The 13,481-nt window shown below is 40.6% G+C and carries 11 protein-coding genes; 7 read left to right on the forward strand and 4 right to left on the reverse strand.

The window, feature by feature from the left end; genetic code table 11:
- The first annotated feature begins 18 nt into the window (after positions 1–18).
- The 5 genes from HMPREF3216_RS05515 to murI all read left to right on the forward strand — a co-directional run bounded on the left by HMPREF3216_RS05515 (position 19) and on the right by murI (position 6,269).
- A complete protein-coding gene (locus HMPREF3216_RS05515; protein ID WP_060787298.1) occupies positions 19–906 on the forward strand; it encodes an ABC transporter permease in 888 nt (295 codons plus the stop codon).
- Positions 903–1,910, forward strand: coding sequence for an ABC transporter permease (locus tag HMPREF3216_RS05520; RefSeq protein WP_060787299.1), 1,008 nt, complete (start codon positions 903–905; stop codon positions 1,908–1,910). Before HMPREF3216_RS05515 ends, HMPREF3216_RS05520 begins: the two co-directional genes overlap by 4 nt.
- A gap of 142 nt (positions 1,911–2,052) precedes the next feature.
- Positions 2,053–3,801 carry an ABC transporter substrate-binding protein gene (locus tag HMPREF3216_RS05525; protein WP_060787300.1) on the forward strand — a complete coding sequence of 583 codons (1,749 nt, stop codon included), beginning with the start codon at positions 2,053–2,055 and terminating at the stop codon, positions 3,799–3,801.
- 16 nt (positions 3,802–3,817) lie between these two features.
- Positions 3,818–5,440, forward strand: coding sequence for an ATP-binding cassette domain-containing protein (locus HMPREF3216_RS05530; protein WP_060787377.1), 1,623 nt, complete (start codon positions 3,818–3,820; stop codon positions 5,438–5,440).
- Positions 5,441–5,492: 52 nt separating this feature from the next.
- Complete coding sequence (gene murI / locus HMPREF3216_RS05535; protein ID WP_060787301.1) at positions 5,493–6,269, forward strand: glutamate racemase; 777 nt, start codon at positions 5,493–5,495, stop codon at positions 6,267–6,269.
- Positions 6,270–6,318: 49 nt separating this feature from the next.
- Here the strand turns inward: murI and HMPREF3216_RS05540 are convergent, their stop codons facing one another.
- Positions 6,319–6,954: a vitamin K epoxide reductase family protein gene (locus HMPREF3216_RS05540; RefSeq protein WP_060787302.1), complete on the reverse strand. Its 636-nt coding sequence runs from the start codon at positions 6,952–6,954 to the stop codon at positions 6,319–6,321.
- Positions 6,955–7,034: 80 nt separating this feature from the next.
- Between HMPREF3216_RS05540 and HMPREF3216_RS05545 the strand changes: the two genes are divergently transcribed.
- The gene (locus HMPREF3216_RS05545) at positions 7,035–7,922 is read left to right on the forward strand and encodes a PHP domain-containing protein (protein WP_060787303.1); all 888 of its coding nucleotides are present in this window, start codon (positions 7,035–7,037) and stop codon (positions 7,920–7,922) included.
- A 19-nt stretch (positions 7,923–7,941) separates the two neighbouring features.
- Here HMPREF3216_RS05545 and HMPREF3216_RS05550 read toward each other — a convergent pair whose 3' ends face one another.
- Positions 7,942–8,166 (reverse strand): DUF3107 domain-containing protein, encoded by a 225-nt coding sequence (locus tag HMPREF3216_RS05550; RefSeq protein WP_060787304.1) that lies wholly within the window; start codon positions 8,164–8,166, stop codon positions 7,942–7,944.
- A 9-nt stretch (positions 8,167–8,175) separates the two neighbouring features.
- The gene (locus HMPREF3216_RS05555) at positions 8,176–9,738 is read right to left on the reverse strand and encodes a phosphotransferase (RefSeq protein ID WP_060787305.1); all 1,563 of its coding nucleotides are present in this window, start codon (positions 9,736–9,738) and stop codon (positions 8,176–8,178) included.
- 150 nt (positions 9,739–9,888) lie between these two features.
- On the opposite strand from HMPREF3216_RS05555, the gene HMPREF3216_RS05560 reads away from it, so the two are divergent.
- Positions 9,889–11,541, forward strand: a complete 1,653-nt coding sequence (locus tag HMPREF3216_RS05560; protein WP_060787306.1) for an ATP-dependent helicase — start codon at positions 9,889–9,891, stop codon at positions 11,539–11,541.
- A 79-nt stretch (positions 11,542–11,620) separates the two neighbouring features.
- On the opposite strand, the gene HMPREF3216_RS05565 is transcribed toward HMPREF3216_RS05560, so the two are convergent.
- Positions 11,621–13,231, reverse strand: coding sequence for a zinc-dependent metalloprotease (locus tag HMPREF3216_RS05565; RefSeq protein WP_060787307.1), 1,611 nt, complete (start codon positions 13,229–13,231; stop codon positions 11,621–11,623).
- Between the last annotated feature and the right edge of the window lie 250 nt (positions 13,232–13,481).

Consider the following 13,481-nt stretch of genomic DNA (forward strand, 5'->3'; position numbering starts at 1 on the left):
GTAACGAAATGAGTGGCGATGAAAAGGGGCGGTGTATTTTATTCGCGTAGTAAGCGCGACTTATCAAGTGTTACCGCAATTGTTGGAATTGCAATAATCTCACTGTTTGTTTTATTGGCGATTTTTGCCGACCTATTTACTCTTATTACAGGTAATGATCCATATAGCGAAAATCCCGATGTTTTGTCGGATTCTTCGTTGCCTACAGGCATAGGCGGAATAAGCTCAAAACATTGGTTTGGCGTAACGCCATTGCGCGGAATTGACTTATTCGCAATCATCTCTCACGGCGCAAGAATCTCTCTTGGAATTGGCTTAGCTTCTACTGCAATCTCCGTTGTTTTAGGCGTTGTAATTGGCGTTATTGCTGGTTATTTTGGTGGTTTTGTTGATTTTGCAATTTCTCGCATTATGGACGTGTTCTTTGGGTTCCCGTTCCTAATCTTTGCGATTGCGCTTTCTGCGATTGTGCCTCAAACTTTCCCGCGTCCGCTTCTTTTAACTCTTGTAATCGGCTTTTTTGGTTGGCCTAGCATGGCGCGATTGGTTCGCGGCGAAACACTTAGCCTTAAAAATCGCCATTTTGCTGTGGCTTCTAGAGTTATGGGCGCCAGTGCTTTTCATGTTTTGCGCAATCAGATTTTGCCAAACATGCTTCCAATAATCATTGTTAATACAACACTTTCTATACCAGGCCGTATTGCACTCGAAGCGGCACTGTCATTTCTTGGCGTTGGCATGAATCCGCCTTCGCCTTCGTGGGGACGCTCAATATCCGACGCAGTGCAGTGGGCATTGGTAGACCCGTGGTATTTAATATTCCCAGGTTTATCTTTGTCCCTGCTTGCGCTCGGGTTTAATATGCTGGGCGATTGGCTTTCTTCAAAAATGGAGATAGCAGCATGAGCGTTTTTCTTTACATTATTAGGCGCGTTGCAAGCGCTTTGGCTGTTATTGCTGTTATTGCAATGGCAATGTTTTTGATTTTCTTTATGACTCCAACAAATCCTGCGCAGCTTATGTGCGGCAAACCTTGCACGCCTGAGCGTTTAGCACAAGTTTCTGCGTTTATGGGAACTGATTTGCCTTGGTATAGTCAGCTTTTTAACTATTTGCAGGGTATTTTTGTTGGCCGTACTTTTGGTGATTCTGCATCTGCCAGCGCAATTGTTTGCGCGGCTCCTTGCTTAGGATGGTCCTTTGCGCTTAATGAGCCTGTTACTGGTTTGATTTTTAGTCGTTTTCCAGTTACCGCATCAATCGCCATTGGTGCTGCTGTTTTGTGGATGCTAATTGGCGTATTTGCAGGCGTTTTGCAAGCTGTTAAGCGTGATTCGTGGATTGATCGCTTAATCGTAGCGTTATCTTCGATTGGTATTTCGTCTCCTACCTACCTAATTGGTTTGCTGGCGATTATTGCTTTTGCGGTTTACATTCCAGTTTTTCCTACTGGCGGATATGTTAGCTTCTTTGCTAATCCTTTTGACTGGGCTTGGCATCTGCTACTCGCTTGGATTGTTTTAGCGTTGATAAATGGCGCTTTTTATGCGCGCATTACTCGTTCTACAATGCTTAGGGAATTTGGTAAAGATTATGTGCGAACTGCAAGAGCAAAGGGCATGCCCGATTCACATGTTGTAGTAAATCATGCTTTGCGAAATGCGATTTTACCAATATTTACAATGTTTGGTTTAGATCTTGGCGGTCTTCTTGGTGGAGCGGTTATAACTGAGCGCGTGTTCTCTATGCACGGGTTGGGTTCTCTTCTTTTAGACGCTGTTAAGACTTTTGATTTGCAAGTTTTGGTTGGAGTTACGCTGTTTTCGGCCGCTCTTGTAATAATTGCAAATCTTATTGTAGACGTCTGTTATTGTTTGCTTGATCCTAGAGCGGCTAAAGTCGCCCTTTAAAGTGGTGATTAGTGAGCGATTAAAATCGCCAGCAAAATCGCCATTAAGGTTGCAACTAAAGTCGCTACTAAAGTCTTCTTTAAATCACAATAATAAAAATTTTTAATAACTTTATAACTTTATAAAAAATTAAGGAAAAATCATGCAAAATACACAAAATATGCAAAATTATTATCAAATCATCAAAAAATTTAATCGTGGTTTTGCTCTAAATACATTAAGAGCAATTGCCGTAATTCTAGTGTTTTCGCTGGTTTATGCATTTTCTGCTTGCGGATCTGCTGCGCAAAGTGGTCAAAACCTACAAAAAAGACTACCAAATGCTTCTGTGCTTAATAGCAATCCAAAAAAGGGCGGAACGCTTACGATTCTAAGCTCTGAATCAAAAATGGATTTTGATCCTGCAAGAAGTCAAGGTTTGCCAATAACCTCTAATAGCCTAGTTTTCCGCGCTTTAACAACGTGGAAAGTAACACCAAGTGGTAAAACGCGTGTTGTTGCCGATTTAGCAACAGATACTGGAACTGCTTTAGACGGCGGAAAAACTTGGAAGTACACTCTTAAAAAAGGCATTAAATACCAGGATGGAAGCCCAATAACGTCTAAAGATATTAAATATGGTCTTGAGCGTTCTTTTGCAAACTCGCTTACAGGCGGATTTGGTTACCACAAAGCGCTTTTGGAAGGCGCTAAAGACTATGCCGGTCCGTTTAGTGGCAAATCTTTGGATTCGATTGAAACTCCAGACAATCAAACAATCATTTTTAAGTTAAATGCTGCTTTTGCTAATTGGTCTTGGGTTGCGTCTTTGGCTGCATTTGCTCCCGTTCCGCTAAATTCTGGGAATGCGCAGGATTATGGCAAAAGCCCAGTTGCTTCTGGACCGTACAAAATTGTTGAAAACGAAGCTGGCAAGCAAATTGTTATGGTTAGAAACACTAATTGGGATTTAAGCTTGGATTCAATTCGAGCTAATTACCCAGACAAGATAATTTGGAAGCTTGGTGTTGATCCTTCTGTTGCTGCCCAATCTATGATTCAAGGCAATTCTGGCGCAGACAATGCTATTCTTGCAGATTTTGTGCCTCCAGCTCAACGAGCACAAGCTAAAGCAAGCTACAAGTCGAGCAATCTTTTAGTTACAAGCGGTGACGGAGCGTTGGAATATTTGGCCATGAACAATCGCCGTATTAAAGATGTTAAGATTCGCAAGGCGATTCAGTACGCTGTAGATAAGCAGTCGTATCAGCGAGCAAAGGGCGGTGCGGTTGCTGGCGGTTTTGCAACAACGCTTATTACTCCAGGCGTAAGCGAGCGCAAAGTCTATAATCTCTATTCTGCAAATCCGCGTGGGGACGTAGAAAAGGCTAAACAATTATTAAAGGAATCGGGTAAATCTAAACTAAAGTTTAGTCTTATTGCTCGCCCAGATCAGGCGCAAGTGGCATCTTCTATTCAAGCAAGCTTAAAGCGTGTTGGAATTGATGTTTCTATACGAACTGTGGATTCGCAGATTTTTACCGATATGATTACCGGTGATTCTGGCGACTACGATTTAGCTTTGTCTAAATGGCAGCCTGATTTTCCTTCTGCGTATGCAAATATTGGCCCGCTTTTTGATTCTTCGCAAATAGGCGGCGGCAATTGGAACATATCTCGCTACTCGAATCCAAAAGTGGATTCCTTGATTCGTCAAGCTGTTGGAGTTGTAGATAAGTCGCGTGCAGATTTGCTTTGGCAGCAGGTTGATAAAGAGATTATGCGCGATTCTCCAATCGTTCCGCTTATTTACTCTAAGAACACTTATATTCACGGAAGCAATGTGGAAAACTTCTTCGTTGGGTCTTTCCCAGCTTATCCAAACTATGCGCGAGTTTCGCTTAGAAACTAGAAAAGGATTTAAGAAAATGTTGGAAAATCGCGAAAACCCAGTGCTTAGCGTTAGTAACTTGTCTATTGCGATTGGCAAAAATCAGATTACGCATAACGTATATTTAAACTTATATGCGGGCAAAATTAGCGCGCTGGTTGGCGAATCTGGTTCGGGAAAGTCCTTAACTTCGTTGGCATTAATGGGTCTTCTTCCAGGCGATTTTAGTGTTTCTGGCAAAGCGGTTATTAATACAAGCACTAATGGCAGTTTGGATTTACTAAGCAATAATGCTCCGTATTCTTATATTCGTTCGGGGCTTATTTCAATGGTATTCCAAGAGCCATCTACCGCATTTAATCCAGTTATGCGCATTGGCAAGCAAATTGAAGAGGCGTTAAAATATCATCCCGAAAAGTTTGGCAAGATGAGCGCTCGCGCTAAAAAATCGCGAGTTCTTGATTCCCTTAGCGAGGTTGGCCTAAAGGATGTAAATCGCGTTTATAGGTCTTATCCGCACGAACTTTCTGGCGGGCAGCTTCAGCGCGCAATGATTGCAATGGCAATTATTAATCAACCTTCTTTGCTTATTGCAGACGAGCCTACAACAGCTTTGGATGTTACAACTCAGCGTAAGATTTTGCAGCTTTTGCGCGATTTAGCTAAAAAGCATAATATTGCGGTTTTGATTATTACGCATAATATGAGCGTTGTTAAGGCTGTTGCAAACACAGTTTATGTTATGAACAGTGGCAGTATTGTTGAAAGTGGGCTAGTTAAAGATGTGTTTTCTAATCCTAAAAACAGCTATACGCGCTCTCTTTTAGACTCTATTGTTGATTTTGATATTAATAATTTAGCTAGCGAATCAACTAGTTCGGAGGCTGGTGATTTTTGCGTAAACATTCAAAATGTTTCTGCTAAATACGCTAAGTCTTCTAAAATTTTCAACCCTTCCAAATACGCAATAAGTGATTTGAACCTTAATATTTTAAAGGGGAAGACGCATGCGCTGGTTGGCGAATCTGGTGCTGGAAAAACAACGATTGCAAAGCTTATTTCTGGTCAGCTTAAGCCAGAATCTGGCAGCATAAGCATAGAGGGTCTTAATTTATACTCCGATTGCAAAAAGCGCGCAAATCGCAAGATTTTAAGCAATATTGGATTCATTTTCCAAGATTCTGGCTCGGCGCTAAATCCTTTAAAAACTGTAGGTTGGAGCATTGCCGAGCCTCTTATTGCCAATAAAAGTCTTAGCGAAGAAGAGCGCAAAAAGCGCGTGGAGCTTGTTCTTAATCAAGTGCATTTGCCATTAAGCTTAATAAACAGGTTCCCGCACGAGCTTTCTGGCGGCCAAAAACAGCGAGTTGGCATTGCACGAGCGTTAATAAATCGTCCTTCTTTGATTATTGCAGATGAGCCAACTTCGGCGTTAGATGCAAATCATTGCCTAAAAATCCTAAATCTTTTAAGTAGTTTGCAAAAGCAGTACAACTTTTCGTGCTTGTTTATAACGCATGATTTGGCTTTAGTAAGCCGCATTGCCAGCCAAGTTAGTGTTATAAAAGGCGGAAGGATTGTTGAGCAGGGAAGTGTTAAAGATGTATTGCGTTTCCCTAAAAATCCATACACGCGCAGTCTTATTGATGCTGTTTTGTAACGGTATGTTTGTGCTAAAAAGTAACATAATAAGAGTCTATTAGGAGGTTTTTATGACTTCGTGCGCTCCGATTGGCGTGTTTGACTCAGGTCTTGGTGGTATTTCTGTAGTTCGCCAGCTTCATGCAGCTATGCCTAACGAGCGCATTATCTATTTTGGTGATTCTGCAAATGCGCCTTATGGTGTAAAAACTCCACAAGAAGTGCGTAATCTCAGTTTTAAAATTGTTGAGCATTTTGCCAAACTTTCGGTTAAAGCTATTGTTATTGCTTGCAATACCGCCACTTCTGCCGCTGTAGATGATTTGCGCAATCATTACAATATGCCGATTATTGGCATGGAGCCTGCTCTAAAGCTTGCTTGTGATTTGGGTGGTGGCAAGCCTCAGCGTGTTATTGTTGCAGCCACTTCTTTAACGCTTAAAGAACGCAAGTTTGCAGATCTTATGAATCGTTTTACGCAAAATCACAAGATTTTTCCTCAGCCGTGCCCAGATTTGGTAGAAATTGTGGAAAATGGCGATTTAGGCAATAAAAATATTGTTATGAGCGCTTTGCATAAGTACTTTGATTCCTACGACTTAAACAGCATTGATTCGGTTGTTTTAGGATGCACTCATTTTGTGTTTTATAGAGATTATTTCCGCGAGTTTTTGCCTGATTGTGTAAAGATTGTAGACGGTAACGCTGGCACTGTTCATCATCTTAAAAGTGTTTTAGAGTCTAGCGGAGAGCTTGCAGACGCTAACAATAATGGCAGTGTTTTGCTAACTAATTCCGATTCAAGCAATCGCATTAGTGAGTTGTCTAAATCTTTGTTAAATCTTTGATTTGAGCATGTGATTAAGCATGTGATTTGCGGTTAGCGCTACATGAGTGCTACATAAGCGCTCTAAAAATCGCGTTTCCATATTTGCTTAAAATTAGCAATACAAGAGCAAAAATCCATAGTAAATTCACAATTAAATCGTAGTTTAAACGATAGTAAGCGTTTAAAATCCTATTTTTTAATCCAATTCCTTGCGCGCTAAAAGTTGCGTGGCTAAGTGACATAAATTGCAAAGTTGTGCAGAACATTAAAACAAGGCACCAAGGGCAAAGAATTCGTATAACAAACATTGATTGCGTAAACAGCCAATAAGCATATAACAGAGCAAAAAGTCCGCCAATCCAACTACAGATTGCAAGCCATTTTGGAAGTTTAACTTTTGCCAATCCAACCACTGCAAGCGTTACAAACACGCTTTCTGCAGCAATCCCAAAGAACGCGTTTGGGAAGCTTAACTCGCCAAATCGTATAAACTCCGCTTGCCAAGTTTGAGCCACTTTAGAGCAAGAAACAACGGCATTTACATCGCATCCAAGAGCTTTATGTGGTGCGCGAGCAAGCGCTAGCGTTTCGGAAGAAAGTATTAGCGATGTTAAAAGTGCAATCGCAGAAGTGATTAACATAATCATATAAGTCCAAGTAGCAGAATGTCGCCAAGAATTTATGCGATTATTGTAGCTAGTCATAAACACTCCTCAAAGCGCTAATACGAGTTAAATATTTTGTTATGTATTAAACGTTACATGCCACAGTTTACGATAATTGTATGACTGTAACTAGCAATAGTGTGAGTGAATCTATTGGCGTTGATTCTTGCCAGCATAATCGCGGGTGGGATTTGCATTGCCATACTTTTTATTCGGATGGCACTAAATCGCCAGAAGACTTGGTTATTGAAGCAAAAAACCTTGGTCTTAGCGGAGTTGCTATTAGTGATCACGACACTACTGCTGGATGGCTCGATTTTGAAAATGCTGCTAAAAACGCTGATTTTCCAGTTATTTTTGGGTCCGAAATAACGGCTGTAGAAGGTGGAATATCGGTTCATATGCTTGCTTATAGGTACAATTCCAACGACGATTGCATTATGAATATGTTTGCCACCACAAAAAAGAGGCGATTAGAGCGTACAAAAAAAATGGTGGATCTTATGTCTGCCGATTTTCCAATTACTTGGGAAAGTGTTATTGCTCAGGCTGGGAAGGGCGATTTAACTACGATTGGCCGCCCGCATATTGCAGATGCGCTTGTGGCTGCTGGTGTTTTTGAAACCAGATCTCAAGCTTTTGCCGGCCCTGTGGCGCCTCACGGTCCATATTACATTCCAACACCTTCTCCAAGTGTTGAAGAAGTAATAAAGGTTATTAAACATGCTGGGGGAGTGAGCGTTATTGCGCATCCTGCGGATTACAGCAGAAATTCTGTTATTCTTTCCGATTCTCAAATAGCACACTATGCAAGTCTTGGGCTTAATGGCCTAGAGGTTTACCATCGTGGAAATTCTTTAACGCAAAGACAAAGATTGCTTGCTTTAGCCGCAGACTTAGATTTACTTGTTACTGGTGGCTCCGATTGGCATGGAAGCGGAAAGCCAAATCAAATTGGCGAAGAAACCACCAGTTGCAATGTTGTTTCTAAAATTTTAAATTACTAGCTGAATTAAAATTGACTTATTAAAGAGCGTTAAATCCAACGGTGTGAGTTGGCGTATCTCCTATAATCGCGTACGCAAAGGAGTTTGCCATAATAAAAATCTTTCGATTGTTTTTATCGGTAAGATTAATCGCTTTATCGTTTTTAACAGCGTTTTCAATAATATTCTGTACGTCTTGTTCGCTCTGATTGCTTTCAAAGCTAATAGTGTCGTTTACGTGTTTAATGCCTATTGTTACCTTCATTTTTATTCCTTAGTTGTTTTCGCTGTTTTCGGTATTGTTTTCTAGTTTGCTTTTTGCATCTTTAATAGCAAGCTCTGCATCTTTTAGCATTGGAATAATAATTGTTGCTGGCTTATCTGAATCTTCAGTTTTATTGCCATTATTTTCATTATTGCCATCATCTTCATTATTCTTGCTATTGGCGTCATCACTATTTTCTGCATCAGCATTATTGCTACTGTTGGATTCGTTGTTTGAATCGTTATTTGCATCGTTAGCTTTACTAACACTGCTTATAACTTGCGTTTCCATGCTGTCTGCAAGAGTGGTGGTTTTAGTGGCATTAGTATCGTCGTTAAGAGCCACAGTTTGCTCGTTTGTATTATCTTTGTTATAGTCTTTCTGCTCTTCTTGCTTTAGCGTTACCACTGTTTTTTCGTTAGTGGCGTCCGAAGACTCTATAGTATCGTCTTTAATGTTATTGTCTTTAACAATATCGTCTTTAACAATATCGTCTTTAACAATATCTCCCACAGTAAGAGAAGACGCAGGGTTTGCATCTGCATTGTTTTGCTTTGCGTTTGCCGCTCTGGAATTATTTATGCGAGTAAGCTCATGAGCAAGACGCTCCACTTGTGCCTTAAAGCGCATTATTCCGGTTGTATCTGCACGCTGCAAAGCTTGAATAAAATCTCCAACCTGTTCCATTTGAAGCCAGAGATTTGCGCGCAGCATAATCATGCCGTCTAACTTAGAACCAAGCATTCGCCCATACGCGCTAAGCAGAGCATTTCTATGCTGTTCGCTAAGCTTTGCAAAAATCCAGGCTAAATCGCGAGCAGGATCGTTGATTTGCATGCTTTGCCAATTGGTTATAGCTGTAATAGTGGATCCAGAAAACAGAAAATCTCCATCTTTAAATCCGCCGTGAACAGGGCAAGTATCGAACGACCACAATCCTTCAGTTTCCAAAACTCTAGACCAATTGTCTGTTATTTCTGTAGGAATATGACCTGCTTGACGCAATCTTTTAATCCAAGATGTTAACTGCGCTCTAATCTGACCAGTTGTAAAAGAAGGATAGCCGCCTTTAGTTAAAAAGCTTGGGCTTAACCTATGAATTGCGCCCATTGCCGTTCCAGCATTTACGCAATCGTCTGTTGTAAGAAGACTTAATTCCCTAGAACATCCGTTTAAATGCTTGCAAATTAGCACTGTTGGGTTGTTAAAATCAGCTTCTCCAATTGACTCAAAATACGAGGCACCTTGATTTTGCTGATTTTGCTGATTTTCCAGATTGTTATTGTTGTTCTGGTTGTTTTGATTGTTCTGGCTTGAAAGAGATCCAGGAACAAACTTAAGCATTTCTTCGTGAGCAAATCCAAGAGCAGCAAGACCTTTTGTTTTTTGCAGCACCCATGCTGCGCGAGCTCGGTCGTGCAAGCGTTTCTGGCCTTTAGCGTTTGAACTAACATAAATGTCGTAAAGGCTGCCTGAAACGTCTTGAATAACAGCGTGAGATATGCCCGCAGCGGCATCGGTGGCATTTGCCTGCTCGCTTTGGCGCGTTCCAGCGAATTGTACTTCTGGCATGACCGACGAGGCCAGCGCTACCAATTTGAATCTGCTTATTTGTGTCACAGTTCAACAGTAATACAAAGCAACGAGATATAGTCAAATAGCCTTTAACCACATTAGCGTTTTATGCTTTTATTTTTCTTTATTTGTTGTAACAATAGAATTATGATTTCTACCCAAGAGCCTTTAGCAAACGAAAGCTTAGAATTTGGCGAAAATCCTGGTAAAGATTACGCTCAATCTTTACTACAGGGATTAGATGATTCTCAGCGCAAGGCAGCAACAGCATTGCAAGGACCAGTGTGCATTACCGCATGTGCTGGTGCTGGTAAAACGCGTACAATTACGCGAAGAATTGCATATGCGTGCGCAAAAGGCGAATGGGATGAAAATCGCGTTTTAGCTGTTACATTTTCTGTAAAAGCTGCTAAAGAAATGCAAAATCGCCTTAAAAAATTAGGCGTAAATAATGCTACCGTTGCAACTTTTCATTCTGCAGCTTTGCAGCAGTTAAGAAGGTTTTGGGCAGATGTTTGCCAAGCTCCTTTCCCAAACATAATGGATGACCCTAAAACCGTTACGGAACAAGCATTAAACCACTACACGGATTTTTCCGATATGACTTCTGTGCAAATACGAGACATTATTGCAGAAATCAATTGGGCAAAGGTTTGTCTTATTGCACCAGATGATTACGCGCGCGCATATGCTTGCGTTAGTCGCGATCTTCCTGCGGCTCTAAACGTTAATCAGTTTGTAGAAGCTTATAAAGCGTATGAGCTAGAAAAGAACGCCAGGAATCTTGTTGATTTTAACGATTTATTGCTTCTAGCATGCCATATTTTGCGCGCTTTCCCTAAAGTTGCTGCGCAAATACGCAGCTCAATTGGTTGGGTTACTGTTGACGAATATCAGGATGTTTCGCCTCTTCAGCATGAGCTTCTTAGATGCTGGTTGGGGAGTAATCGAAATATTTGCGTTGTTGGAGACCCTGCACAAACGATTTATTCTTTTGCAGGAGCCAGCAGCTACGATTTGCTTGAATTCCCTAATGAGTTTGCTCCACTTTGTGCAGATATTAATTTGAATACAGATTATAGGTCTACGGAACGTATTGTAGGGCTTGCTAATCGTGTTCTTTCTAAGTCTGCTTTTAGATGTGATTATTTAAGACTTGTGTCAAAAAACAAGGGTGGCGCTCGTGTTACTAAAACTGTTTACAACACGGACTACGACGAAGCTGTTGACGTTGCTCAGCGAATTCATAATGCTATTAAAACTAGCAAAGCTTCGCCAAGCGACTTTGCAATCCTAACTCGCACTAATGCTCAACAGAATATATTTTGTAAGACTTTGGGCGATTTAGGAATACATTTTTCTGTTAGAAAAGACGCTGGGCTTCAACTCGATGTTTTAGAAAACAACGTTGAAGATTTTGATGCTAGTGGCTTTAGTGATTTAGAAAAAGACATAGATAGTGTTGATGCAAAAGACAGTGCTGCAAAAGATAGTGCTGAAAAAGACAGTAACAGCGAGCGCGCAAAAGTGGATTTAATCAAAAAATCTTTACTTCCTGTAACCATTTCCACAATCCACGCGTCTAAAGGTCTGGAATTTAAACACGTGTTTTTAATAGGATGTTCGGAAGGTCTTCTTCCGTTTGGTGGAGTTAACAGAAGCCAAGATCAAGATGAAGAAGAGCGCAGACTTATGTATGTTGCAATAACTCGAGCGGAAGAAACATTGCACATCTCTTATTCTATTTGTAAAGACTACGGAAGTGGAATGCAAAGATCCGTAAGTCACTTTTTAGAATAATCGCATTTATAAGATGTGCAATTATTTCTAGCAATAGCAGTTTGCAATGTTTGCAATGTTTGCAATATTGTTAGCGCTTTCAATCAGAATTTGAATCAGATTCTGAGTTTGCGTTAGAGTCTGAGCCAGAATCTGAATTGGAATCATGGCTTGGATCAGATTCATCGTCTGGATTACTACTGCTGTTAGATTCCAATAATTTGCTTAATTCGTCATCCCAATTAACGTCTTTAAGCTTTTGCTCTAAATCATTATCTTCCGTTATCTCAGATTCAACTTTATTTGTTACAGAGCTAATCTGATTGTTTTTATTGCTTTCGTTACTTTTAGCCTCGTCAACTTTATCGTCAACTTTATTGCTTTCTGCATCTTCGCTAAAATCTGGTAATTCTGGCAAAAGATCAGGGTGACTCCACATAGCATCGCGTTCTTCAATGCCTTTTTCGTTTGTGATTGAATCCCACATTGCAGCAGCCTCACGCATTGCTCTAGGCCTAAGCTTTAATCCAGTTAAAGCTTCGAAAGTTATTTCCGAAGGACCGCCAGCTGCGCGCTCGCGCCTAGTCATTTCTCTAAGTTGATCAATGTGCGGAATGTGTGCCATTCCAGCTCGCCAAATAACACAGTCAACCCAGCCTTCGCTAAGAGCAAGAAGTGTTTCAAGACCTTTTAATGCTTGTTTCTGGCCTTCTGTATCGTTTCTAGCAATCTTAGATAAATCTACAGCTCCAGAAATAGATTCTGGGCTCATTCCTTCAATGTCTCTAAGCTGATCTTCCATAGCACTTAAATCTATAGAAATTCCAGCAGCATATTTTATTATCAACGCTTCAAAACGTGGCATAAGCCAAGGCGCATAAGCAAACAGTCTAGCGTGGGCAAGCTCTCGCAAAGCCAGATAATTCATAACTTCGCTAATATCTAATCCCCACTTTTTTGCGTAATCTATGCAATTGTATGGAATGAGCCCACCTGCAGGATTTTTAAGAAGCGAAATTCCTTGATCAAAGCTTCCGTGAACTTCGTGAGATAAATCTCCAGCAGCATAGCCTAGTTGCATTGCAAAAGAAGTGTTTGCAAGAAGCCGCATTAACTGTTCTGGTTTTTTTACGCCATCTGGCATAGGTATTGGCATAACGCCATCGTATAGGCCTTCTACTTCTAAGTCTTGGTCGTCTCCAAATTTTTCGGCTATAACATTAGAAAAAGCGTTGCTAACTGATTTAGCAACAGGATTTGCAAACTTAACCCACGAATCTATAGTTCCATCAACCCAGTCTGCTCTAGAAAGAACATCTGGAGTTCCAGGTACTGGATTTAGATTGCAGCTTGTATCTAGCCACAAATTTGCTTCGCTTAATGCTCTTCTAGCTGCATCTGCAACTTGTGCGTTTACTGTTCCTCCGTCTCCAATTGCTTTTTGATGAGCAAGAGATTGAGCGAGTTTTTTGTTGATTGGCCCTTCTTTAAGTGTTTCTTTCATCTCAAAAGGCGTATTCAAGCCGCCGCTGGCAAAAGCGCTCATTAATGAATGAACCTCTTCTGGAGATGGAAGACCTCCATTTGAGCATCTTGTAAGAATATCTTCGCGAACATCAAAAGGAAGAGCTTCAAAGTTAGACCAAGCTCTTTCTCCTTCTTCGGGCCCAAAGCAGCTAACAAGCCATTGATGAATTTCTTCTTCGCTCATATGTAATCCTTATGAAGTTCGTTACTACAGTTTTAAAAATATATTTGCATATATTTGGTGTGTTTACACAGTTTTAATTGTGTAGTTTAACTATGTATAAAAGATTCTACTCGATACATGACAATTTTCGCCTAATAAATTAATAATGTGTATAACTTTTTAAAACTTTTTCAAAAACCGCGTTTTATATGGGTTTCTTATGCGCTAAGTTATGCACATTTGCGTATAGAATCATTTTTATGCCTAATAA

The sequence above is a fragment of the Gardnerella vaginalis genome (assembly GCF_001546455.1).
GTDB classification, from domain to species: Bacteria; Actinomycetota; Actinomycetes; order Actinomycetales; family Bifidobacteriaceae; genus Bifidobacterium; species Bifidobacterium vaginale_B.